Consider the following 24,866-nt stretch of genomic DNA (forward strand, 5'->3'; position numbering starts at 1 on the left):
GATGAGTCGTATGGGATATGGAATGATGGGAGGATTTGGCGGCGGACTTGGCGGGGGTGTTGGGTGGATTGGCTGGATCTTTCAGATTGTGATTCTTGTCGCCGTCATTTATCTTGTGATTTATGCCGTCAGGTCGTTTTCGGGGAACACGAAACACCGAAGCAGTTCTTCTGATGAGGCCCAAGAGATTCTTGCGCAGAGATTTGCAAGAGGAGACATCTCTGCCGAAGACTACAAGTCGATGAAAGACCAGCTTAAGAACTGAAGTGATATACTCGGTGTTATTGATAGAGGGATCCGTGAGACGACCCGTCGTCGTTTAGACTGGTCGTCTTTGGATTGAGGACAGTTCATTTAGGAATCAATGTCAAAATGGAGTACACTACTCAATGGACATCAGCTAGTTTGACGTGTTTAAAGGAGCCGTTGTTATGCAGGTGTACGAGGAAGCAAGCAGCTTTATCAAGCCGTGCTACAGAGAACTTGGAAAGAGTACTGAGGAAACGAACCAAAGACTGGCGGCAATTCGTGACAGCGTGGCAGAAACCGGCACTTATGAGCTTACATACGAAGAACTGGAACACGGGGCGCGCATGGCATGGAGACATAGTAATCGCTGTATTGGCCGACTATTTTGGAACTCACTACAGGTTTTTGATGCGAGACGCCAAGAAACCCTTGAGGATATAGTAACGGCTCTTTACAGTCATATTGAATTTGCTACGAATGCGGGAAGGATACGTCCCACCATCACTGTGCTTAGTCCCAAGGCACGGATTTGGAATCACCAACTCGTTCGCTACGCAGGGTACGAGACAGAAAGCGGCATCATTGGCGATCCCCTTTCAGTTATCTTTACGCGAGTGTGTGAAGGTTTGGGATGGCAGGGTAAACATACGCCGTTTGATGTGCTGCCACTGGTGATTCAGATGAGCGGTGAAGAACCGGTATGGGTTCCCATTCCCGACAATTTGGTGCTGCAAGTTGAAATTCGGCACTCCGAGTTCCCGAGGTTTGAAGAGTTGGCCCTACAGTGGTATGCCGTTCCCATCATTTCCGACATGGCATTAGAGATTGGGGGGATTCGCTATCCAGCGGCACCGTTCAATGGTTGGTATATGGAGACAGAAATTGGTGCTCGCAACTTCGCAGATGTAAATCGTTACAATATGTTGCCGAAAGTCGCCTCAGCAATGGGGATCGACACCAAATCCGACGCATCCCTATGGAGGGACAAAGCGCTCATCGAGTTGAACGTTGCGGTTTTACAGTCCTTTAAACGGCACGGTGTAACCATCGTTGACCATCATACTGCAGCTAAGCAGTTCGAACGCTTTGAGCAGATGGAAACGGATGCAGGACGTGAACTGACAGGCGACTGGACATGGCTGATTCCACCGGTTTCTCCAGCGACCACACATGTTTTTCATCGTCAGTACAACGATACAGTTCTAAAACCAAACTACTTTCGACAAAACCGCCCTTTCTGAAATTATTGCGGAAAGGTGAGTTGAACGAATTTGACCGACTGCAGACCTACATCAACATATCTGAAAATAGCGAAGAATTACAGCAGGGTTTATAGTAACATTAACTATGTAAAAGTGAGTGTCCGTAGTCGCGACTGAGTTCTACTCAACGAAGTTTCCGGGTTTCGTATGGAGGAGAGGAGGAATAAATCTGTGGAAAAGTTCAACATGGAACAGTTTGGTGAGGCACGATGGACACACAAGACGACCTGGATGTTCGTCTCGTTTGTTCTAGGCCTGGCACTTGAGTCGTACGTTTTTTCACTGAGTTCCATTGCTATCTACTGGGTACCGATGCCGAAGTCCTTAGGTGAGCTGCTGTTGGCGTGGGCTCCAATATGGCTCATTATTGGTATCATGTTTGCCGGTCCGTTCGCGGATAGGTATGGTCGGAAAGTGACTTTGTATACGACGATGGTTTTGTACGCTGTTGGCGGTATTGTTCTGTTCTTTAGCTTCAACTATATTGTAATCCTTATTTCTCTCGCCTTGATGTTGATGGCTGGAGGCGGAGAAATGAACTCCATTATGGTTGCAAGCCATGAGCTAATGCCGAGGAAGCACCGCGGTAAGGCTACGATGATGATTATTAACGGCATCAACTTCGGCGGAATGGTGTTAGCGATTCTGGCATTGACCACTGCAGCGCTGAGCAATAAGGCGGTGATGGACACTCAACGCAACGTGGTGGCGATTGCAGTCCTGCTTGTGGTCGCAATTCTGTTTGCTACTCGCGTGAGCATGCCGGAGTCATTCCTGTGGCTGCAGAAAAAAGGACGCCATCAAGACCTGGAACGGGTTGTGACATCGTACTTCGGTTCGGATGTGGTGACCTCTGCTGTCATAAAGGAAGTTGAGGAATCGTCCAAGCCGGTTGTGCCGACGGGACCCAAACCGAGCTTAGGCTATACTGTCTTTACTATGGTAGTCATGGTCATTGTAGCAGCGGCGAATACCATTGGTTTTGGGCTCATGGCATACGCGTTGGCGTACGCATTCTTTCCCCACATGCAACCCGTCATTTTGGCGGTCTTTGAAGGAGCGGGCTTTGTTATCGGATTCCTTGGCCTCATTGCGGACAAAGTCTCACGAAAGAAGTTCCTGTTCTGGAGTTTTGCCGGAACGTTCGTTATGACGGCGGTAGTGGGCCTGACGACAAAAGAATGGCAACACGACATGACGCTGTTTTGGATTTTGTTAATTGTTCTTGCCGGGGTCAACTCACTCTGCTACATGACCGAGGACACGGTGAAAGCGGAAGTCTGGCCAACTGTTCATCGGGGCAGTTTGACGGCGTTGGCTCGTTTTATTTCCATCGGTCTTTATATTCCAACTATCTATATCACCGCAAATCTATCGACTTCACACTACATCTTGTTCAACGCAGGCGTATGGCTGGTCGGAACCCTAGCATCTGCCGCATGGCTCATATGGGGTCGTGAAACAGGACGCGGTCTTAGTATTCAAAAGGCATCTGGAGAAGCCTGACTCTCTTTTGAACCATCTGGGCCCTGGGTACAGTACTGTGCCCAGGGCCTTTTGGGTCTAAATGTTCGCCTTAAATCATTTCACGGACCTATTTGTCTGGTTTGTTTTGACATGCTTTTGAAATCTTGCTCTCAAAATTTACTAGACTACGTAGACTTTCACTTGGAGAGACCTGCTTAAAGGTGATGTGGAATGAAATTGAAAAAAGCTCACTCAAGCCGACATTCAAAAAGAGTCCTTATTCTGCAAGTCGTTACGTACATAGGTCTTGGTCTTGTGGTATTACGAATGCAGGTGTTGCAAAACTGGTTTGGTCCAAGTCTGCTGGCACAAGCCAAACAAACTCAGCAAGTCACGAAAACTGTCCTTGCACCCAGAGGGAAAATTCTTGACGCAGAGGGTCAGCCATTAGCTTATGACGTACCTTCATTTATGATGGATATTAAAGTCAAGGGATTTAAGAATCGTCAGAAGCTAGCGTCCATGTTAAGCAAAGCCTTGGGAATTCCCGTGAGTAAAATTCTTGGTTTTGTTAGCACCAAAAAATACACGTGGGTTCAATGGCCGAACTCAATTAGTGAATTGCAAAAGCAAAATGTAGTCACTGGATTGCAAAAGCTTCGAACGGACGCACTCAATGCTGCGAAAGCAGCAGGGAAACAGGTTTCTGCAGTGCCGTACTTTACCCAATTTGCAACATTTACGCCCACGGAGAAACGAATTTACCCGTTTAACACGTTTGCCGCAAACACGGTTGGCTATGTGGATCGAAACGGGACGGGGCAGACTGGGCTTGAGCAGGAGTTTAATCGTACACTGTCAGGAAAGAACGGGCAAATTGAGTATACGCGAGATGGTGACGGTTTCCCGATTAGCTCTACGCTTAAGGTGGTCAAATCTGCACAGCCAGGCATGGACATTAAGACAACGTTGAATGCAACGATTCAGGCATACGTGCAACAGGCGATAAAAAAACTGGTGAATAAATACCACCCGAATCACGCTGCAATCATTGTTGAAAACCCGAAAACCGGGGCTATTTTAGGAATGGCAAGCAGACCGACATTCAATCCGAATCAGTATTGGAAGGGCAGTTCTGAGGCACTGTCTACCAATTGGGCTGTGAACAGCGTGTTTGAACCGGGATCGACATTTAAACCGATTGTCTTGGCCGCAGCCCTTGCAACCAAGTCAGTGAACCTAGCTCAGACTTACATGTCGGGGCACATCACGGTTCAAGGCCACCGGATATACGACTGGAACCGCGTTGGCTGGGGCAAGCTCACGTTTCGAGGTGCGATGGAGAAATCCAGCAATGTGGGCTTTGCAACCATTGCTTTGCGGTTAGGCTGGCAGCATCTTATGCACTATCTGAAGGCATTCGGGTACTTGAACAGAACGGGTATCAAACTACCCGGAGAAGCTACTTCTATTATGTTTAGTCCGCAAAATCGCGGCAAACTTGAATTAGCCACTGCAGGTTTTGGCCAAGGTATAGCTGTAACACCGCTGCAGCAAATTGCTGGTATTGGTGCTTTGGCAAACGGCGGCAAATTGATGAAACCGTACATTGTGAAACAAATTGTGAATCCGAGCACAGGGAAAGCGATGAAAACGTTCCATCCGACGGTTGTAAATCCACAGGTTGTGCCCACGTCAATAGCTAACACGGTCAGTAAAGTCATGACACAAGACGTCAATGCAAAACAGGGCATCGATCAAATTGCAGCCATCAAGGGCTACGACGTGGCAGGGAAAAGTGGTACTGCACAGATTGTAAATCCGAAAACGGGTAAGTACTATGCCAACAAATATGCCGTTTCCTTTGTTGGATACGCACCAGGTTGGGATCCGACAGTCGAGGTATACGTTACTGTATACGGCGGGCACACGAAGCCTGGAAAGGATTGGGGGAGTACGGTGTCTGGTCCTGCGGCAAGAGAAATTCTGAAAGAGTCTATGCAGTACTATCATATTGCTCCACGGCTGGCCAATGGGACCTCCGCTTCGGGTTTAAACTCAAATGCACTGCCCCCAGTTAGTGCAACGACTCACTACATCAAGACGCCTAAACTGGCAGGTGCGTCACTGACATCTGCAGTAAATACGCTGAACCAAGATGGCTTTCATGTGCAAGTAGGCGGGACAGGCAATGTTGTAAAACGGCAATGGCCACAGCCTGGTGTGTCTGTATCTAAAGGGACCAATGTCTACTTATATGCTCCAGGCTCCAAACCTGCCAGCACGGTTACAATGCCGAATCTGCAGGGAATGCCCCTCAGGGAGGCAGGCAATATTCTAGCTGTACTAGGATTGCAATTTTCTGCAAACGGTGTCGGATATGTCTCTTCACAGTCCGTCCCTGCAGGAACCACAGTCAAGCGGGGCCACCGCATAACAGTCAACTTTACATCAGGGTAAACCGTTCTTTTCGCGTAACTAACGCTAGTGTTAGACATTATCAACACTAGGCAAATCAGCCTAAACCAAAGGACGCCGCAAAATGCGGCGTCCTTTGGTGCATCTATAACAATCTCAACGTCTCGTTTGAGTGGAGTACAGTGAAAGCAATGGTCAGGCACTGCGCGGCAATGGTGATGTCCAACGGTTAATGGTGAAATCCATTGTCTTTCTTCGAACCATGCGGTATAGCTCCGTCCAGTGAATCCAGGTACTCTACCGCTTGTTTCAGATTCATGAGAAACAGGTGGGCAAGGTCCATGGAGAGCCCGTTGCGAACTACTACGCGCATAATGGTGGTGTCTTCCATACCCTCTGGCATCGGATAGGCGGGAACTTGCCATCCGTACATGCGTAACTGTCGAGACAGGTCGTAAAGGTTCCAGTTCCCTGTATAGTTGTCCTTTAGCCGCCACGCGAATACGGGGATATCTGAGCCGTCAGTGACCAGGTGGAAAGGTTCCATTTTGCGGATTTCCCCGCTTAGAAAATGGGCTACGGATTGACAGGTTTTTTGTACTTCATAGTAGCCTTCTCTGCCCAACCGCAGGAAATTGTAGTACTGCAAAAGTACTTGTGCGCCGGGACGAGAGAAGTTCAGTGCAAAGGTTGGCATGTTTCCGCCGAGATAGGATACACGGAAAATCAAGTCCTCCGGCAAGTCTTCAGCTTCTCGCCAAATCACCCAGCCTAGACCAGGGTAGACCAGGCCGTATTTATGTCCTGAGACATTGATGGATTTCACCCTGGGAATTTGAAAGTCCCACACTAAATCCGGTTGTAGAAAGGGGGCAATGAAACCACCGGAAGCAGCGTCAACGTGGATGGGGATGTTGAGGCCTGTCCTTTCTTCCAAATCGTCCAGTGCTTTTGCAATTTCAAGCACAGGTTCATACAGGCCGGTGTAGGTAACACCCAAAATCGGTACCACAGCAATCGTATTTTCATCAACGGCGTTCAGAACACCTTCGGCATCCAGATAGGGGTGTTCCTCTGTTACATTGACATACCTTGGTTCAACGTCCCAATAGTTCGCGAACTTCTCCCAAACCACTTGGACTGCAGAGCTAAATACAATATTAGGCTGCCCTGTCGATTTGCCTTGTTCCTTGCGTGTGTTCTGCCAACGCCGTTTGAGCGCCAGTCCTGCCAACATACAGGCTTCTGACGATCCCGTTGTCGACACACCCAGCGTCTTTTGCGGTTCCGGGGAATGCCACAGGTCGGCGAGAATTCGAACACATCGTTCTTCGATAGCGGCTGTTTGTGGATACTCGTCTTTGTCAATCATGTTCTTATCAAAGGATTCGGTGTACAGACGGTTTGCGGCCGGTTCCATCCAGGTGCTTACGAATGTGGCTAGATTAAGTCGGGCATTTCCGTCCAAAGCGATTTCATCGTGAATGATTTGATACGCAGTTTCGGGTAGCATGCCTTCGTCGCGCATGTGAAACCTCGGGATTGCTTCTTTGCTCTCCTGAGCAAACATCGGGTTTACGGACAAGTCATGGGGCAAGGCTCGTTGGGAATGCTTCGAGTGCCACGTCGGCATGATAAATCCCTTCTCTCATTATTTTTCTCAGAATTCGGAGGACTTGCCTGTCCGTATTATAACAGAATAGACGGAGAGAATTGGAAAAAACCACATCTTAGTATACATATTTATACTTATTATATATTTTATTCTAAACAATATAGAAATTCGAATACACTTATCGGATATTGAGATATATGATGTCCGAGTGTGGGACCGGTCGCTACAATCGACATTGTTGGGAGGAATTCAAAATGTCATTTCAATTTACCGGTATCCATCATGTTCAACTTGCAGCACCCGAAGGCTGTGAAAACACAGCCCGGCAATTTTTTGGAGAGCTGTTAGGGTGGAGTGAAGTTCCCAAACCAAAGAACTTGCAAAAGCGAGGCGGTGTTTGGTTTCAGTGTGGCGCTCAGCAGGTTCATATTGGTGTTCAACAGGACTTTATTCCTGCCAAAAAAGCGCATCCTGCATTCCTCGTCGAGGACCTGGATGCACTCTGCAGACATTTGGACCAGAAGAATGTTTTCATCATTAATGACGAACCGCTCCCGGGAGCAAAGAGGTTCTATCTGAAAGACCCGTTTGGGAATCGGCTAGAGTTTCTAGAATGGGAATAACACCAAGTACGCTGAAGTTTCGCTTTCTCCACAAGCGAAACTTCAGCCCTATGTGGCAGAAACAAATTCCTTTTTTGGCGGCACGGCGACTGGAACAACCGACGGCAATCAGGCTGCTGCTTCTTCGACCAAGACACAACAGAATGCAGCGAAATCTTCAGCCCTGAATCCGGCTGCTGTGAAAGTGAATAAGGATATTGCAGTTCACACCTACGGCAGCACAGCGGCTGCTGCTAAGGCCATCGCGAATATTGAACAAGGGATTGGTTTGGTTGGGCCAAATGCTCATACTTATAGCCTTGGGAACAGCATTCGGGCTAAATGGGCAGGAGCAATGGGGGTACAAAAGTATCAGTGGCAAGAAGGAAGATGGACTATCATTACCAGTTTCTTAAGCACTGACGTGAATGCTAAAAAAACTGCAGAGCAGATGGTGTCATACTTGCATACGCATTCACTCCCTGTACCCAAAGGAACAGGGACAGTTGTGTTGTCAGAGTCCTCAAATTCCCCTAAATTGCATACTGTCATCGCGTGGCAGGTTGGGAAAAAGGTCTATAGAATCAGCAAAAATGAAGGTCCTATCAGCGTGTTGAGAATCGCTGTGAATGCACATTGAACATGGCTCAATGTCTTACCTGGAAGTCTGCCTGACCAGTAGCACCAGGTAATGTTCACAGAAATAACACGAAATCTTGCACGGACTGTCAAGAAGTCTGTGTTTCATACCTTATTTCTGTGCACTCCAATTGCTACAATTCAATAGTATCTAGAAATAGTCCAAACTAACTAGTGTGTCTCATGAAGGCAGACTATTGACTTTGACTTTAGAGTCGGGCCTGGATCTGAATTTGGATTGTGGTGATTCGTGAGGAAGTCAGCGCTGCAGGATATAACAAGTACGTACCTGCATCCAGTGTGCTTCTGCGAAAGGGGTGCGCTTCACCAGTGATTTCGAGAAGGATGATACAAACATTCGTTGGTTTGTTTTGGCTGTTCAACATTCCGTTCTTAGGAGCAGGAACCTCCTTCGTACACGTATCTTCGGGAATAGTAGAGACGATGATTGGTTTAGCGCTAATTTTTAACTTCAAACCGAAATGGACTCTGTTACTTTCGACGTGCTGGAGTTTGCTTTTGTGGTTACTTCTACTTCAGAAAGGAACTGGGCAGATACTGTCTGGGCAAGTACTGCCGTTGTACGGACAGGCCGGGACGGCACTGCTCTTCTGCATCATCAGTGTAGCAATCTGGCCGGCAAAAAAAGGAGGCCCATCCATTTGGAATGAACGAGGAGTGCGTCTGGCGCAAATCTCACTGGGCGTGCTGTTTGCTGCAGGATTTGTTTTGCACTTTCAGGTGACCTACCTAATGCAGCAGGGACTCTCTCAGTTTTCTCGGATTCCTTGGCTGCAGTGGTTCGCTTCCTATCAAGGAAGCGGGTTATCTATGATTTTTGCGGTAAGTGAGATGACGATTGCAGTGATGTTTATTGGCGGCTTTTCACTGCGGTGGGCGCTGTGGGTTTCTGTGGTTCTTGATGGAGTATTTTGGATTGCTCAGTTGTATGGAGAAATTGTCGATCCCCTCGCTGTGAGCACAACCTCTGGTCTTCTGTTATTGGCAGTGCTGGTTAGTGCCGGACCGAAACAGTGGGGACGTCACAACATCAGCGCAAATACTGGTCGCCCGGTCTTGCGCTGATTCAGGATTTAGGACTCGATGGCCATATGCGCCATTTTTAAAACACTTTCAAATGACTCTGCTCCTGCAATGAAGCGAGCAGGGTGGCAAAAAATTGCATCACTTACGCCAATAACTTGATTGAGTTCGTCTTCAGGAAGTCCGGCCCAGGCTTCAGGAAGGTCCTTTCGGCTAGCAAAAGTACCTTTATTTCTTCGGACCGTTTGTAGACGATATCCACGGTGTGTGTCAGGATAAACTACAAACAACACTTCGTTTTTTTTATCTATCTCCAATAGGGTGTCGAGCCAATGACCGCCTCTTTCAAGTATCAACAGTTTTGAATTCTGTCTCGAGTCAAATGCAGAGATGACGTATTGCCGGGCACGAACTCTGTCAAACTGTCTCTGCAATGATTTGAGAAATACCGTGCGAGCGAAGCTGCTTGCTTGCAGGAAAGCATGGTCCTCGTCATCGCTTGCATCCCATCCAGGATTGAACCAATGAACGACGTCGGCCAAGTTTGGAATTGGGAAGGACGTCTCCAGTGTGATGCCGTTGTCAACTGCGTCCAATCCGGCAATGAAGGACTCATCTACATTTAGATGTATTTTTTCAACTTCAAGAGCAGATAAGTCGGGTGCCGTTTGTGCAATCAGGTCTTTTCCAAATTGCCGCCAAATTAAACCTGCTGCGGCGAACGGGATCCCTGATGTGCGAAATTCTTTGTCTTTGGTATGGTGGTCAAACTGTCCGCCTCCTACGTCGAAAACGATGTCGAGTTTTAAGAGTGTATCCTTATCCCTCGATCTCGTTAGTTCTGCATCCTTGAAGAGTTCGGACAGAATGACATATGCAAGAACGTCGTCAGCATGAAAGGTACCATTGTGAGTTCCAAGTTTCATTGAGAGTAAGCTCCTCAAGTCACGTGACATATAGACTGCGTTCCATTATAGCAAAGATGTGTGACACTGAGGGTCTGGGGCACGGCATATTGCGTGCGTCCGGACAAGCGACTGTCTCTCTAAAATGGGCTATTTTGTAACGGTACCTTTAAACAACTGCACCTTATGCACATGCTTCATAGCATCTGCACCATACTTTGCCTTAATTTTATAGCCACGTTCAATTAACTCCTCAAACAGTTCATTTCTCGCTGCCCACGGCAGCCCGTTTAAATCAGCCATTGCGCCGGCTTGCACGTTGAACTTCACCACGTCTTCTATTTGACTGAAATCAAAAAGCCATTCCTGCGTCTCGCAGTCATAGGTTGAGAAATACTCCCCGGCAATACTCGGAAGCAAGTTTTCATCCGGTAAATTGACTGAACTCTCCGCTGTCAATCCTTTAGTAGAGAGCGGCTCAAACCACTCCTTCAGAAATTCCTCCTGATGAGAATAGCCTAAGCCCACGAGGGTTGTAAACGTACCATTAGGTCTTAGAACGCGGGTAATTTCTTTCAGTGCCTGAGGAACATTTGTGAACTGTAAAAAGAACATCCCAATTACTGCATCGAATGTACTTCCGGAGAATGGAATTTTTTCTGCTGCTGCTTGTTGAAACTGAACATTTTCAGCCCCATAAGAAGACTGTCTGTTCCTTGCTCGCTCCAACATACCAGGTGCCGGGTCTGTTGCGATAAGCTGACCGTTTGTTCCGACGGTTTGAAACAAGCCACCCTTAAATGTCAGTGCTCCCGCTCCACAGCCCAATTCTAGAACCTTCATAGAGGGCTTTATATCACTGCTTTGTACGAGGGTGTTTCGATGGATTTGAATATCAGCCATGGCACGTTCCATCATTTGTTCATAGTCATCCATGCTGGTGAAGTTAGCAATTCGCATAAGTTGCTCACTTTGTTGTATATACCCGCATTTCTGTAAATCGTCCCGGCAGGCCTGGTAGAGTTCTTCTCCCTGATTCGTTAACTCGATGTAAGTCTGTCCATCGCTTTGTACTCGTTGTACAAGTTCATACTGAAGCGCTGTTTCCAGTTCGCTGTCAATGGGGTGGTCAATCCAAGGCCGGTGCCATTGGCCGGAGATGAAAATGTCCTCTTGAAGACGACCGTAATAGCGTAGCACTTGGGCGTTTAAATACGTCATGACACGCCCGTAAACAGAAGTTAGGGCGGAGCCTCCGTTTTCATGGAGGTATTGTCTCAGTAAAGAGTTTGACACCGATATCATTTCATCTGTAACCACTAGCGTACCAAGACGCATGTAACTGAGATAGGCTGCAGTCGAAAGCAGTGTTTCGTAATAAGCGCGTTCACGAGTCACAGGATTTAGGGGTCGTGAATCGAGCCACAGGACTTTCACTTCCTCATCCGACAGTGACAATTCCTGAGCAAATTGGCGCAACCGTCTTTTCTGATTGTCACTGATGCGCTTTTCGCCGTGACTAACCGCCAGCCATGGAGCAATGACAACTTGTTGTTCTATCATTTTCTCAAAACCACTTTGAACGACAGACACGGCATCCTCTTGAATTCTGGAAATCATACTATTCCCTCCCACACAAAACACACCGGGTTACCTCGTTGTTGTCCTAAGAATTCAAATTATACACCTAAAAACTTGAAGATTGCGCGGAGATGAGCAGTGCAATTCCTTTGTCATGGCGTCCTTGTTACAGTTTCTGCTTGTCCCGCAGGCTTTGCTTGCCTCATTCTCTGTTACCTCATGTGGGTCAGCAGCGTCTAAATGTACTGGGCCTAGAACTACTTCAGGTTTTCAGAATTCAGCTTATCTACGAACTCTTGCAGCCACTGGTAATAGTCTTTTGCATGAAGTGCCTTATTGAGGTATCGGTTTGCATCTTGACGAAGGTGTTCCTCAAGATCTCGTTTATCACTGATTTCTCTTAGCCTTGGCAGAACTTCCTCTAAAGTGTCCGTAACAACACTGATTTCCCGTTCAAGCTTTGAAGTCAAGAAATTCTTAAAGGAAGAAAGAAAATCCGGGTCAGCTCGAAACAGTTCCTTTCGTCCTTCCTTATAGTCAAGCTTGTATATCATTCTGGCATTTACCAATGAACGGACAGCATAGCTCATATTGCTCTTGCTCATGCCCATAACGACTTTCATTTCTTCGAGTGTCATGGGCTTGTCCTCAAAGAACATATAAGAGTATAACTCGCTTGCAGAATGAGTCAGATTGTACCAGTCCATAATGCTTGCGATTGCATTTTCTAACTTTTTACGAAGTCTGCTTATGTCTTCGTTAGACGCGGTCGTCACGTGCTCATCCTCCCCTAGATAAAACCTTGCAAGCGTCAGTTAATAAAGAGCATCAAAGGAAAATTCAATTTAAATTGGATACTTATCACGAAAGACATTAACTCATAGTAAATTAGTTGCTTGCATAAGTTTCGCCACAAAACGACAAAACCCTTCAACAATCAGTGTGTTAGCAGCCTGCACTCGGGTATCTGCTGTATTTTACACAACTTTAATGTTTGCTTTACACTCCTTTAACGCTTTATCCATAAACCATTAACACTATGAACGTACAATCCAAATTGAACAAACGAGAGGTTATACAGCATGAGAGAGAAGGAAGTTTCATTGAAGTGGGCACTACTTTTTCTGGCAGTTGTATTGGAGGTCATTGGAACTACATCTATGAAATTATCAAATGGATTCTCTCGTTTGCTTCCGTCGCTCTATATGTTCGGGTTCTATGCCGCTAGTCTTGTCGTCCTGAATATGGCAATGAAACGTCTTCCTATTGGGATTGCCTATGCTGTCTGGTCTGCTCTCGGTACCATTTTAATTTCATCCATTGGCGCTCTGTATTTCAAGGAGTCCATTACACCACTGCAAATAGTCTTTCTCAGTCTCATTGTTGTCGGTGTTGCAGGCCTGCATTTTAGCAGTCCAGGTTCCTCGCTCTAACAGGAGGGCCAAGAAGTTTAAAAGTCAGTTTCTTTGTGGTAGTTAGGCGAATGGTGTAGACAAGACAACTTTGATGGGAGGTAGGGGGGTGCTTCCAACGAACGATGCACTCGGTTCAATAACGGACAATGACGCCGTTACTGTAAAAACCAGCCAAAGACGGCTTCTGCGGAAAAGCAGTTCGCTCTATCGATTTACACACTGGGCTTTTTTAGGGCCGGCTATGTTCTTTATCACTGTATTTATCTTTGTTCCCGCGATTTATGTCATATACTTGAGCCTTTTGCACTGGAACTTGTTGAGTTCTCATCCGAAATTCGTCGGATTGGCTAACTACAAGTACCTGTTTCACGACAGTGATTTTCGAACGGCTTTAAGCAACTCTGGCATCGTGAGCGCATCAATGGTGCTCATCGCATTGCCGCTGGGCCTAGGACTGGCCATGCTGGCAGATTTAGGTTTGCGGGGCACAAAATTATATCGGACTATTCTCTTTGGTCCATATGTTATCCCACTGGTTGCGTCAGGACTGATTTGGTCCCTTCTCTTTAATGGAAGACATGGACTTGTGGACCAAGTATTGAGCATTTTCGGGATTCAGGGACCAAATTGGCTTGGATCGCAGCCCTACGCTTTGATTGCTGTTATCGTCGTTACAATTTGGCAGTTTACGGGCTACTACATGTTGATTTTCCTTGGCGGACTTCAAGGCGTGCCTGTTGGTTTAAAGGAGGCAGCAAAAGTTGACGGGGCAGGAGGATGGCGTGTCTTTACGTCCGTGACTTTGCCTTCATTGTCGCCGAGCATCTTCTTTGCGGTTGTTGTGTGCATTATTCAGTCGTTGCAGACCTTCGATCAAGTTTATATCATGACGAACGGCGGTCCCGACGGCTCGACAACGACACTTGTGTACTACATTTTCCGGCAGGGATTCGGGATGTACAACATAGGTCCTGCTACAGCCGCATCCGTAATTCTTCTCGTCATACTGGCGGTATTAACGTTTATTCAGCTCCGCGTCAGTCAGAGATGGGTGGTGGAAGCATGACAACTGTGACGCCTTTTAAAAAGTTTTTCGGACATGCTGTGTTAATCGTAGCAAGTCTTCTGGTACTGCTTCCCGTCTATTGGATGGCGGTGAGTGCTGTTGAACCCAATGCGGATATTTTGTCGAGCACGATTCATTGGATTCCAACGCATTTCCAGCCGGGGAATTTTAGTAAAGCGCTTCATGCGCAGCCCTTCGGCCGGTTCTTTCTAAACAGCTTTGTGATGAGTACGATGATTGTTGTTCTGCAGGTCATTACTTCCAGCCTGGCTGCCTATGCGCTGGTATTTATACCGATGAAGCGCAAACGGAGTTGGTTCTTCTCCATTCTTTTGGCCATGATGGTACCCATGCAGGCAACTTTCATACCCGTTTATCTCATCTTGAGCAGCGTGCATCTCATTAACACGTATTTGGGTCTCGTGTTGCCGTTTGCCGGCAGTGCATTTGGCATCTTTCTTCTCCGTCAGGGCTTTGTCTCTATTCCAAAAGACCTAGTCCATGCAGCCAGAATTGACGGTGCATCGGAATGGAAAATCCTTCGTTCCATTGTTCTGCCAAATGCCAAACCAATGATTCTCACATTGATACTGTTGAACTTTGTGTTCCATTATAATGACCTCTTTTGGCCGCTGATTTCCACCAGCACGACAAACATGCGAGTCGTACCCGTTGCTCTGTCCTATTTCTTAAGTCAGGAAGCCGGGCAAACACTCCAGTGGAATCTGTTGATGGCTGCAGACCTTGTCACCATTATTCCTGTACTTGCGTTGTTCCTTGCAGGTCAGCGTTACATGATAAAGGGCATCATGGGCAGTGCAATTAAGGGTTAATTCGGTTGGACAAACCGAGTTCGTGTACGACTTCAGAGGCAACACGCAATTGTTCATCTATAAATGGTTGCAAACCACATCGCGCAAAGCGCAAGGAGGAAAAGAACTTGAAAAGAAGTTACCTAAAGATTGGTACAGTTGCATTGGCGACTGTTGGTGCTTTGGCCGCTGCAGGTTGCGGGACAGCTTCCGGAGGGAACAACTCGACTACCGGCAACACATCCAGTGCCGGCGGTTCATCTGGTAAGGTTGTTAACATTACTTTCTGGTACGGTATTGGCAACAAGCTTAGTGATGATGTTCAAAAAATGGTAAAACAGTTTAATGCAGCGCATCCTGATATCCATGTTACAGCCACATACCAGGGAAGCTATTCAGGCGGCGGCCCGGAGCAACAGAAACTGCTGGCGGCTTTAGCCTCTGGCAATCCGCCAGACCTTGCACAGATTGAAGTTAACTCAATGGGTGTTTTTGCGAACTCGGGCAAACTGATGGACCTAACCAGCTTTATGAACCAAAGCTCCGTCGATAAGCCGAGCAACTTCCTGAATGGGATGTTGGTGAGCACAAAATGGGACGGAAAGTACTATGGAGTCCCGTTAAACCGCAGTGTGCCAGTACTCTTCTACAACGAAACCATGTTTAAAAAGGCTGGAATCACAAACCCGCCGAAAACATGGAACGACGTAATTACCGATGCGAAGAAACTCACCAAGGGGTCGGGGAGCTCTAAAGTCTACGGCTATGGACCATTGGTAGACTGGTGGCCTTGGGAATCTATGGTATGGTCATCTGGCAGCAAGATTCTGTCCAGTGACGGGAAAACAGCAGCGTTCAACACGCCGGAACTCAATCATATTCTTAGCATGCAACAGTCTCTTGTGAAGAGTAAAGATGCCCTTGTTGAGACTGGCCCTCATTACTGGGACCTGATGACCCAGGACTTCATTAAAGGGAAAATCGCAATGGACATTGACTCCATTGGAGATGCTGCACAAGTGAAACAAGGCGTCGGTTCAAAGTTCAAATGGGGAACAGCGTACTTGCCTAGCGACAAAACGTTGAACGTTCCGCCCGGAGGCGGAGACATGGCTGTGATGAAGGGGATTTCGTCAGCTCATGCCAAAGCCGCAGAAAAGTTCATTGAGTGGTGGACTTCGCCAAAACAGACCTTGGAATGGTCCAAAATGACGGGATACCTTCCGGTACAAAAGGCTGCGGTGCAGAAGGCTTCTTATCAAACCTATCTGAAAAACAATCCTCAGTTCAAAACGGCCATCGAGGAACTGAAATACCAGAAGGCTGCGCCCGCTTCATCTCATCTGCTGGCCGTCCTTAAGTATGCGCAACAATCGCTGCAGGGCATATTCGATGAAGGCAAGCCAGTGCAATCAGAAATGAAGAAAGCAGCTGACCAAGCCAACAGTGTTCTCGGAGGCTGATTTAGTTAGCAGAATTCACTAATTGAAAAGGATTGACCATTAGAATCGGGGGAGTTCCCCCGATTCTTAATGATCAGTCCTTTTGTGGAATTGACGGAGAATTCAGATGGACTAGTCCTAAATCATCTCTTCAGATTTTTTCGTTGAGTGTATGGTTAAGACAAGCGTCGTCACCCCTGCTTGCGACGGATTCTGGAGCAGTTTTGAGAGCGGTTGAGGGAGGGATAGTGGTGGAGCAAATATCGCGAGAAAAGTATACCCAGCTTGAGTTAAGTCCTGATGACACCATCTGCTGTACTGACCCTGAACACTTTTCTTTTCAGTCGACTGAGGAACTCCCCGGCATACAAGACAGTATTATTGGTCAGCCCCGTGCTGTCCGGGCGTTGGATTTTGGACTAAGCATACGTGCACCCGGATACAATTTATTTGTTTCTGGTCCTGTAGGGACAGGCAAGACTACCTATACGATGCAAGTACTGCAGAAAAGTGCATGCACGGACCCGGCTCCTGACGATTGGTGCTATGTTTTTAACTTCTTATCTCAAGATGAGCCTCTCGCGCTCAGGTTACCGGCAGGCGACGGTATACGGTTTCGAACCGCAATGACCACCTTAACTTCGGAAGTAGAGCAGTCTCTGATGAGGCAGTTCGACAGTGAAGAGTACGCACAGGAAAGCGCACAACAGCTTAAGTCGTTTAACGATCGGGCTGAAAAATTATGGACCGCATTGCAAGTGGAAGCGCAACAATACGGCATGGTGCTGCAGCGCACTTCCACTGGTTTTGTTACCTTACCGTTGGACAGTGAAGGGAAACCCATTTCCAGTGAGAGACTTGCTGCTATGGATGCAGATTACAGGGCAGAGGTTCGAACCCGGAGAAAACCCCTTGAGGACATGTTTGATGAAACACAACGGCAAATCAAAGGTTTGCAAAAGGAAGCGCGCGTTGCGCAGCAGGCTTTGGATGAAAGAACAGCTGCCTATGCCATTGAACATCTCTTCGATGAACTTCGCAAGAATTTCCCGACTGATAAGGTAAACCAGTATCTAACACTGTTGGAGCGCGATATTGTCGAGAACCATTCTTATTTTCATTCTAATTTAGATGCCGAACAATCTATTCATTTATCTCCTGGACCCAACCAGGACTTAAAGCACCGATATCAAGTCAATGTGCTGGTAAGTCATGAGAAGCACAGCGGCGTACCAGTTGTGTTGGAAAGTAACCCTACCTACTTCAACTTGTTTGGAAAAATAGAGTACAGAGGGAATCAGCACGGGCTTACCTCCGACTACACTTTGATAAAACCTGGCTCTCTGCATAAAGCGAACGGTGGATATCTGGTTCTACAGGCGCAGGATTTGCTGAGTCATCCTTTTTCCTTTGCAGGCCTGAAACGATCTTTGATGAGAAACGAAATTCGAATTGACAATCCTGCCGAGGAGACACTTTGGATGTCACAGTCCGGATTACGTCCTGAACCTGTTCCTCTGAACGTCAAAGTCATACTACTGGGAACGCCTGAGATGTATCATCTTCTGCATACCCGAGACGACGCGTTCCACAAACTCTTTAAGGTGAAGGTAGAATTTGACTCCCAAATGGAGAGGACACCTGAGAGTATATTAATGTACGCTAACTTTGTCGCTACCTACGCCCGCAGTAATCGACTCTTACCCTTCTCGGCTGAGGCGGTAGCGAAAATTGTTGACTTTAGTTCACGACAAGCGGGAAATCAACATAAGTTGTCAACCCGATTTAATCCTGTCATAGAAGTACTCACGGAGGCTAACTATCACGCTGTAGAGGCGCAGAAACAAATAGTAGGGGCCAGTCATATTGAAACTGCTATTTCGGAAAAAAGAAAGAGGTCAGATCTGATTCGAGAAAAAGTATTGGAGTTGTTGTTGAACGGCACTATTAAAGTGGCCACATCAGGAGAAAGGGTTGGACAGATTAATGGACTGGCTATTCTCGACGCTGGTGACTTCTTGTTTGGACAGCCCCATCGAATCACGGCCCGCACGTCAATTGGTAAGCGTGGAGTAGTGAATGTAGAGCGGGAAACGGCCATGAGCGGGCACATTCACGATAAGGGTTTGCTTATCTTAAGCGGGTATCTATCCGGAGAATTTGCCCAGGAGTATCCCCTGTCCATATCGGCGACACTTGTCTTTGAACAGACATATTCCATGATTGACGGAGACAGCGCGTCTAGCACCGAACTCTATGCACTGTTGTCCTCATTAGCCAATGTGCCGATTAATCAAGGGATTGCTGTTACCGGGTCCGTGGACCAATTCGGGGACATTCAGCCCATTGGGGGGGTGAACGATAAGATTGAGGGATTCTTTTACGTTTGCGAGGCACAAGGATTGACTGGCAATCAAGGTGTGATGATACCCCAACAAAACGTAGCAAACTTGTTTCTCTCTCCTGAAGTGGCTGCTGCGCTTCGAAACGGCTCCTTTCATATTTGGCCTGTGAAAAACGTGAGAGAAGGCATCGAACTCCTGACAGGATATACTGCCGGTACGTCACCCTGCCCTGAAAGCACGATTTTTGGAGCCATTCAAAAGAAATTGACAGAATATGCGAAAAGCTACAAGGAATGAGTGCGGGAATATGGACAATCTACTATTGTTTGCGCATATACAAAAAGTATCTTAAAGAAGCCGATGTGATACTTTAATATCGCGTCGGCTTCTTTTAGGTTATACTATGATTTATAGATGATACGAAAAATTGGAAAAGGCAAACCAATTAGAAATGTTGGGGCGCAAAGCCAAAGTCTAAGGATCCGCCTTGGTCTATGACTGCTTGGTTGCCGATTTGAATAAATTGCTTTATTAAATCGACGGCGCAACCGACTGCACCGTCCATTTGCATTTTGTTAGGACTTTTTTTCAGATGAAGGGTATAAGGGTGAAGCGGATGAGAGAAGGCAGCGAGCACCGTGAGGCAAGACTATACCAGTCTGAAGACTGGTATCGGAACTTGGTGGAACTTTCTCCCCAGGCCATTGTTGTACATGTTAATGGAGAGATTATCTATGCGAATCCCGCTGCCGTAACACTGCTGGGTGTACCTGAAGCTCGTGATTTGCTGGGATACTCTATTTTCGATCTCGTTGATCCAAACGAACGGGAGCAACTGATTTACCGATCGGATCATGCCATGGCGAAAGAAGGAAATACAATTGAGTTGATGGAACACGTCATTTCCTTTCAAGGCCGCATTTTGACGGTTGAGGGAATGGGTGTGGGTATCCGGTATGACGGACATCCGGCTGTACAGCTCTTTATTCGAGATATTACGGAAAGGAAAAGGGCAGAACAAGCCACTCGATATGCGGAAGACTTGCTGAGAGGTCAAAATGCAGTTCTCAACCTGATTGCTCAGGGTACTGAAGTGAGAGAAACGTTGACTGAGATTGTTTCCCAGATTGAATCAAAAAGCCCGCACCGCCGATGCAGAATTTTTGTGGAATCGGGGAATCATCACTTTTACGTTGGATCGCGCAATCGTATAAACAATAATTTGTGGTCCAAAAGTCTCCTTTCCTCTTCCGGCGCAACCATAGGCAACATTGATATTCACAATGTTTTTGCCAGTCCACCAACGCAAACTGAAATTGACCTCTACGACACGTACAGTCAATTGGCTGAACTTGCAATACGGCAGTGGTTGGCAGCGGAAGAAATTAGCCGATTGGCTTACCGTGATCCCCTTACAAATCTCCCAAACCGTCGCGTAGTTGAAGACACCTTTACGAGCCTCGTGTCGTCAACTCCTGACAAACTGTGTGCCGTGATGATGCTCGATATTGATCGTTTTAAATGGATTAACGATACGTTTGGTCATGACGTAGGCGACCAAATCATTAAAGTGATTGCGAATCGCCTGATAGAGTGTGTAGGAGCGGACGACGTGGTGAGTCGGACAGGAGGAGACGAGTTTACTATTGTGGTGTGCGACGACTGCAGCAGAGAAGAACTGTGGCTACTCGGTGAAGAAATTCTTCAGTCTGTGCAAGAAACTGTCGCCGTGGGAGAGCACGAGTTCAGCCTTACCATTAGCGTTGGCATCGCTTTGTATCCGAAACATGGACTGACTCTTAAAGACCTTTTAAAGAATGCGGATTCAGCGATGTATGATGCGAAAGCAAAGGGTCGTAACGCCATCAGCATTTATGCATTGAGAATGAATGACAAGTTTGAAGACCGGCTGATACTCGAACATGACATTCGACACGCTTTTGAGCACGAGGAGTTTGTGATTGAATATCAACCCAAAGTCGACCTTGGCAGCTACCGAATTACAGGGGCAGAAGCACTCTTGCGCTGGTTTCATCCAACTCGAGGGATGGTTTCGCCAGACGATTTCGTAAAGGTTGCCGAAGATATGGGGCTCATTGATGTTATTGGTCAATGGGTTCTGGAAACGGTGCTAAAACAGTTGCAAGATTGGGACATTCAAGGTGCCAGGGATGTTCCCATTGCGGTAAATGTCTCGGCTCATCAGTTTGTACAGCCTGCTTTCGCAGACTTTGTCGGAGAAGCACTCCAACGATATAGGGTCCAACCGCAGTTGCTGGAGTTAGAGATAACAGAGACGGCGTTTATGACGAATATCGAAGTTGCTGCCAAAAACATTCGGTATTTGGCGCGAATGGGAGTGAAAATCATATTCGACGATTTTGGAACTGGATACTCATCGCTTTCACTGTTGAACAGCTTTGAAATCGACAGTCTTAAAATTGACCGTTCATTTGTTGAAGGATTGTCATGGCGTGACGCAACATGCGAAAGTATTTTGATTTCAATCATTTCTTTAGGACAAAGTCTGGGGATGAATCTCATTGCAGAAGGCGTTGAAGATGAGGAACAATTACGTTTTCTTAAGGAGCGGGACTGCAATGAAGCGCAAGGTTATTTGTTCAGCAAATCCCTGTCAGCTTCCGCACTGGAGCGGTTACTCACTGACAACGAGCCGTTGAGAATAGACGTGTAACTGACAATCAGGAAAACGAGCGAAAGGAGGAGACAAGGGTGATATTTGTGGACAATCAAGGTGTGACGGATCCAACAATCAACTTGGCCATGGAAGAGTATATTGTCTCCGGTATGAATGATGATGAAACTTATCTTCTCTTTTATATTAACAAACCCTGTATTATCATCGGAAAAAACCAAAATACGTTTGAGGAGATTAATCCGGTGTATGTACGGGAATGGGAACTGCCTGTTGTTCGACGTCTCTCCGGAGGAGGAGCAGTTTACCATGATTTTGGGAATCTTAACTTTAGTTTTATTACCAATCGGGAGGTTGACAGTTTCAGGAACTTCCGCCGTTTTACAGAACCTGTGACCAGTGCGCTGCGCGAATTGGGCGTGGATGCAAAGATGACGGGCAGAAATGATATTGAAGTAGACGGAAAGAAAATTTCGGGCAACGCCCAATTTACAGCAAACGACCGCATGTTCAATCACGGCACCTTGATGTTCGACGTTGACTTGGAAGCCGTTACTGCGGCACTGAACGTTCAGGCGGACAAAATTGAATCCAAAGGCATAAAGTCTGTTCGGGGACGGGTGGCCAACATCAGGGAGTATCTACAAACGGATATGACGATTGAGGATTTCCGCCAGAAATTGCTGCACACGATATTCTCTGCTGAAACTGTTCCCACTTATGAGTTTACAGAGTCAGACTGGCGTCAAATTCACCTCATCGCCGAACACAGGTACCGGGACTGGGACTGGAATTACGGCAGGTCTCCGGAGTTTAATGTGCGGCGGTCAAAGCGGTTCCCCATTGGCAAGATTGATATTCGTTTGGACGTAAAGAACGGGTGGGTTGAACAGTGCAAGCTTTATGGAGATTTCTTTGGAACAGGTGATATGAAAAACATTGAAGACAGACTTGTGAAATGCAGATACAACTATGCTGACATACGAAAAGCGGTTGAGGACGTTGATTTCTCGTACTACTTTGGCGACATTAGTCTTGATGAGTTTTTGAGTCTGTTCTAGAGGATGACAGTGCAATCTCCGATATGACAGAACAAGTGTAAGCTTCAAATTAGACAATGCTTCTGATATTCTACAGGTGACCATTTGGTCAGAAGAACACCTGCAGTTTTTTTGAGTGCCGTCTCATCGAGGAGTCAGAGCTATGGAACCGATTCAAAAAGAGAGAAAGATTTACCGATATAAAAATGGCCATGTTGACGAGATGACCGACTTGGTTGTATCTGAATATCCGCTGACCATTAAAGTGAATGGGGAAGAATTCTCAACTATTGTGAGTACACCGGAGTATTTGGAAGACCTAACGCTTGGCTTTTTGGCTTCCGAAGGAGTCATTCAATCCCCTGATGAGGTCAAGAGTCTGACAATCTCACGGACTCAAGGTGTCGCTCATGTCGAAGTCCAGAATCTGCAGCGTTTCCGGCAGTTGTTTCGGGCTAAGCGAGTTGTGACCTCTTGTTGCGGTATGTCGAGGCAAGGTTTCGTGTTTGTCAACGACGAGTTGACTGCAAAGAAGATGGAGGGCGTTCATGTCCGTGTGACCTTTGACGAATGCTTCCACTTGATAGATGAACTTCAGCAACAGTCGGATTTGTTTCAATCTACTGGGGGCGTTCACAACGCTTCGTTATGTACGACAGATGGGACAGTTTTGTCGAGACGGGACATCGGGCGACACAATGCACTGGACAAAATTTACGGGTATTGTCTGCGTGAGAAGATTGACTTACAGGACAAAATTGTCGTTTTCAGCGGCAGGATTTCATCAGAAATTTTAATGAAGGTTGCCAAAATAGGCTGTGAGATTGTTTTGTCAAAATCCGCCCCAACAGACCTGGCACTGACCGCTGCAGAAGAATTGGGGATTACCACTATCGGCTTTATCAGAGGTGAATCCTTAAATGTCTATACCAGGCCAGACCGGGTTGTGAATCTCGATTGAAGCACAGATAAGCCATGGACCAACTCTGTCCATGGCTTAATCGGCGCAGTGCGGGATTCCACTGAAGGTTGTGAATGTGATTCTGTGCAATGGTGGAGTCTGCTTCTCCATCCTGAGTAAAAGCTTACAGAGTTGCTGCAGGACTCGTTTATGCTTCTTGGTCACTTTCATAGGCTGTGATGATTTCAGTGGGTGTAGACGTATCGTGTTGTCGTGCAATTCTCATAGCTCGGACCATCACATCCATGTCCTGCTGAAGCTGTGCATACTGCGTCTCAAGTCTGGACTTTTGCTGTATCAGTTGTCGAATCTGGTTGTCCTTCTCATCCAAATCGCGCAGTAATTCATCCCGTGCCTCTCTCAACACATCCAGTTCGCCTTCGTCGAGTACCTCAATACTCTGGAGATACTGAATCAGTTCCTTCTTGGTGATTTTCGGGCGTCCGTTTGCCGTGTCTCGGGGGCTGGGGTTCGCAACTTTCACAGCCTCATTACGGACCGCTTCCGTATGCACCGCATCAGAATAAGCTTCTGCATCCTCTGTCGGAGTTGGTGGTTGTACCGCCGGATTAGCCGAGGCTTCATCGGCCTCTGTGTCTGCGGGCTTGTCTGTGCTTCGGTTCTTGAGCAGGGGTTCAAGTACTGTCTTCCAGCGCGATCGCGTGACTGAAACGGTCTTTGACAGCCACTGCATACCGCTGCTTGAGATGCTCTGTCCTCCGTGCGCTCTCGTGTCCTCTGACAGGTCTGTGACTTCTCTTAAGTCTTCCAAGCTTAGCTTGTAGGTATGGAGAAACTCGAATAAATCCAGAAGACAAGTCTCGTGAAACGGGCCTTCAAGATTCAGGTCTGCACATTCCTCGCACACTACGTCTCGCATACGGTCAAGAAAATCTTCCGTAAACGCAAGTCGCTTACTGAGAACATAGACTATGTCGCCGTTTGACTCTCTAAACGCAGACAGGGTACCCTTTTCAACCAGTCGGTCGACAGCAAGTTCTGTGGCCACAGGGTGCATGAACCGGTCGCCGGTAGAGGTTGTGGTTAACTGTTCAATGGTTGCTGCAGATGTTCGAATCGTTCGTAAGTTTTCTTCCATTTTTTTGAGTATGATTTGTTCGGCTTCCTCTTCACTGTCAGGCCATGCTTCAATGACGTATGCAGAAGCATTGCCTCGATTTTGCACTTCGTCTCTGGCCTCCGAAGCCGTAACCTCTGTTTGAGTCGTAAATTTATAGAGTAATATGTCGTATCGTTCCGCCAGTTCAATTGCCTCGTAGCCCTTCAGGGTTCTCACTTAATTCACCTCTTTTAATTTATGCAACACTTTGACAGGAGATAAGGCAA

20 protein-coding genes and 1 riboswitch are annotated in these 24,866 nt (G+C 47.0%); of the genes, 15 read left to right on the plus strand and 5 right to left on the minus strand.

Translation table 11 applies throughout. The features are described 5' to 3' along the window. The first annotated feature begins 10 nt into the window (after positions 1-10). The 4 genes from GI364_RS04765 (at position 11) to GI364_RS04780 (ending at position 5,438) form a co-directional block, all read left to right on the plus strand. Positions 11-265 (plus strand): SHOCT domain-containing protein, encoded by a 255-nt coding sequence (locus tag GI364_RS04765; protein ID WP_198852551.1) that lies wholly within the window; start codon positions 11-13, stop codon positions 263-265. 166 nt (positions 266-431) lie between these two features. After that, positions 432-1,490, plus strand: coding sequence for a nitric oxide synthase oxygenase (locus GI364_RS04770; protein WP_198852552.1), 1,059 nt, complete (start codon positions 432-434; stop codon positions 1,488-1,490). A 192-nt stretch (positions 1,491-1,682) separates the two neighbouring features. Next, on the plus strand, positions 1,683-3,017 hold the full coding sequence (locus GI364_RS04775; protein WP_198852553.1) for an MFS transporter: 1,335 nt from the start codon (positions 1,683-1,685) through the stop codon (positions 3,015-3,017). Between the two features lie 192 nt (positions 3,018-3,209). Then, positions 3,210-5,438, plus strand: coding sequence for a peptidoglycan D,D-transpeptidase FtsI family protein (locus GI364_RS04780; protein ID WP_198852554.1), 2,229 nt, complete (start codon positions 3,210-3,212; stop codon positions 5,436-5,438). A 187-nt stretch (positions 5,439-5,625) separates the two neighbouring features. Here GI364_RS04780 and GI364_RS04785 read toward each other — a convergent pair whose 3' ends face one another. Beyond that, positions 5,626-7,029: a glutamate decarboxylase gene (locus GI364_RS04785; protein WP_198852555.1), complete on the minus strand. Its 1,404-nt coding sequence runs from the start codon at positions 7,027-7,029 to the stop codon at positions 5,626-5,628. A gap of 236 nt (positions 7,030-7,265) precedes the next feature. On the opposite strand from GI364_RS04785, the gene GI364_RS04790 reads away from it, so the two are divergent. From GI364_RS04790 to GI364_RS04800, 3 genes are all read left to right on the plus strand, one after another. Beyond that, the gene (locus GI364_RS04790; protein WP_198852556.1) at positions 7,266-7,634 is read left to right on the plus strand and encodes a VOC family protein; all 369 of its coding nucleotides are present in this window, start codon (positions 7,266-7,268) and stop codon (positions 7,632-7,634) included. A 52-nt stretch (positions 7,635-7,686) separates the two neighbouring features. Beyond that, a complete protein-coding gene (locus tag GI364_RS04795) occupies positions 7,687-8,253 on the plus strand; it encodes a hypothetical protein (protein WP_198852557.1) in 567 nt (188 codons plus the stop codon). Between the two features lie 329 nt (positions 8,254-8,582). Continuing rightward, positions 8,583-9,338: a hypothetical protein gene (locus tag GI364_RS04800; RefSeq protein ID WP_198852558.1), complete on the plus strand. Its 756-nt coding sequence runs from the start codon at positions 8,583-8,585 to the stop codon at positions 9,336-9,338. Between the two features lie 8 nt (positions 9,339-9,346). Here the strand turns inward: GI364_RS04800 and GI364_RS04805 are convergent, their stop codons facing one another. The 3 genes from GI364_RS04805 to GI364_RS04815 form a co-directional block, all read right to left on the minus strand. Continuing rightward, positions 9,347-10,222, minus strand: coding sequence for an MYG1 family protein (locus GI364_RS04805; protein ID WP_198852559.1), 876 nt, complete (start codon positions 10,220-10,222; stop codon positions 9,347-9,349). Between the two features lie 129 nt (positions 10,223-10,351). Further along, positions 10,352-11,821 (minus strand): class I SAM-dependent methyltransferase, encoded by a 1,470-nt coding sequence (locus GI364_RS04810; RefSeq protein ID WP_198852560.1) that lies wholly within the window; start codon positions 11,819-11,821, stop codon positions 10,352-10,354. 218 nt (positions 11,822-12,039) lie between these two features. Further along, complete coding sequence (locus GI364_RS04815) at positions 12,040-12,558, minus strand: GbsR/MarR family transcriptional regulator (protein ID WP_198852561.1); 519 nt, start codon at positions 12,556-12,558, stop codon at positions 12,040-12,042. Positions 12,559-12,864: 306 nt separating this feature from the next. On the opposite strand from GI364_RS04815, the gene GI364_RS04820 reads away from it, so the two are divergent. From GI364_RS04820 to fdhD, 8 genes are all read left to right on the plus strand, one after another. Continuing rightward, positions 12,865-13,215 (plus strand): DMT family transporter, encoded by a 351-nt coding sequence (locus GI364_RS04820; protein WP_198852562.1) that lies wholly within the window; start codon positions 12,865-12,867, stop codon positions 13,213-13,215. A gap of 88 nt (positions 13,216-13,303) precedes the next feature. Then, entirely contained in the window at positions 13,304-14,263 is a 960-nt protein-coding gene (locus GI364_RS04825) for a carbohydrate ABC transporter permease (RefSeq protein WP_233096015.1), read from the plus strand. Next, positions 14,260-15,096 carry a carbohydrate ABC transporter permease gene (locus tag GI364_RS04830; RefSeq protein WP_198852564.1) on the plus strand — a complete coding sequence of 279 codons (837 nt, stop codon included), beginning with the start codon at positions 14,260-14,262 and terminating at the stop codon, positions 15,094-15,096. Before GI364_RS04825 ends, GI364_RS04830 begins: the two co-directional genes overlap by 4 nt. A gap of 107 nt (positions 15,097-15,203) precedes the next feature. Then, the gene (locus tag GI364_RS04835; RefSeq protein WP_198852565.1) at positions 15,204-16,538 is read left to right on the plus strand and encodes an ABC transporter substrate-binding protein; all 1,335 of its coding nucleotides are present in this window, start codon (positions 15,204-15,206) and stop codon (positions 16,536-16,538) included. A 230-nt stretch (positions 16,539-16,768) separates the two neighbouring features. Then, positions 16,769-19,159, plus strand: coding sequence for a Lon protease family protein (locus tag GI364_RS04840; RefSeq protein WP_198852566.1), 2,391 nt, complete (start codon positions 16,769-16,771; stop codon positions 19,157-19,159). A gap of 128 nt (positions 19,160-19,287) precedes the next feature. Next, a riboswitch (cyclic di-GMP riboswitch) is annotated at positions 19,288-19,376 on the plus strand. Positions 19,377-19,478: 102 nt separating this feature from the next. Further along, entirely contained in the window at positions 19,479-21,557 is a 2,079-nt protein-coding gene (locus tag GI364_RS04845; protein WP_233096143.1) for a putative bifunctional diguanylate cyclase/phosphodiesterase, read from the plus strand. Positions 21,558-21,595: 38 nt separating this feature from the next. Beyond that, on the plus strand, positions 21,596-22,579 hold the full coding sequence (locus GI364_RS04850) for a lipoate--protein ligase (RefSeq protein ID WP_198852568.1): 984 nt from the start codon (positions 21,596-21,598) through the stop codon (positions 22,577-22,579). A gap of 142 nt (positions 22,580-22,721) precedes the next feature. Then, complete coding sequence (gene fdhD / locus GI364_RS04855) at positions 22,722-23,519, plus strand: formate dehydrogenase accessory sulfurtransferase FdhD (protein ID WP_198852569.1); 798 nt, start codon at positions 22,722-22,724, stop codon at positions 23,517-23,519. 148 nt (positions 23,520-23,667) lie between these two features. Here fdhD and GI364_RS04860 read toward each other — a convergent pair whose 3' ends face one another. Beyond that, positions 23,668-24,816, minus strand: a complete 1,149-nt coding sequence (locus tag GI364_RS04860) for a hypothetical protein (RefSeq protein WP_198852570.1) — start codon at positions 24,814-24,816, stop codon at positions 23,668-23,670. Positions 24,817-24,866: the final 50 nt, after the last annotated feature.

The organism is Alicyclobacillus sp. SO9, assembly GCF_016406125.1.
In the GTDB taxonomy this organism is placed as follows: domain Bacteria; phylum Bacillota; class Bacilli; order Alicyclobacillales; family Alicyclobacillaceae; genus SO9.

Bases quoted from the DNA above. Each gene is read 5' to 3' on its own strand.
- GI364_RS04765 (WP_198852551.1), top strand. From the start codon at position 11: ATGGGATATGGAATGATGGGAGGATTTGGCGGCGGACTTGGCGGGGGT.
- GI364_RS04770 (WP_198852552.1), top strand. From the start codon at position 432: ATGCAGGTGTACGAGGAAGCAAGCAGCTTTATCAAGCCGTGCTACAGA.
- GI364_RS04780 (WP_198852554.1), top strand. From the start codon at position 3,210: ATGAAATTGAAAAAAGCTCACTCAAGCCGACATTCAAAAAGAGTCCTT.
- GI364_RS04785 (WP_198852555.1), bottom strand. From the start codon at position 7,029: ATGCCGACGTGGCACTCGAAGCATTCCCAACGAGCCTTGCCCCATGAC.
- GI364_RS04790 (WP_198852556.1), top strand. From the start codon at position 7,266: ATGTCATTTCAATTTACCGGTATCCATCATGTTCAACTTGCAGCACCC.
- GI364_RS04805 (WP_198852559.1), bottom strand. From the start codon at position 10,222: ATGAAACTTGGAACTCACAATGGTACCTTTCATGCTGACGACGTTCTT.
- GI364_RS04810 (WP_198852560.1), bottom strand. From the start codon at position 11,821: ATGATTTCCAGAATTCAAGAGGATGCCGTGTCTGTCGTTCAAAGTGGT.
- GI364_RS04820 (WP_198852562.1), top strand. From the start codon at position 12,865: ATGAGAGAGAAGGAAGTTTCATTGAAGTGGGCACTACTTTTTCTGGCA.
- GI364_RS04830 (WP_198852564.1), top strand. From the start codon at position 14,260: ATGACAACTGTGACGCCTTTTAAAAAGTTTTTCGGACATGCTGTGTTA.
- GI364_RS04845 (WP_233096143.1), top strand. From the start codon at position 19,479: ATGAGAGAAGGCAGCGAGCACCGTGAGGCAAGACTATACCAGTCTGAA.
- fdhD (WP_198852569.1), top strand. From the start codon at position 22,722: ATGGAACCGATTCAAAAAGAGAGAAAGATTTACCGATATAAAAATGGC.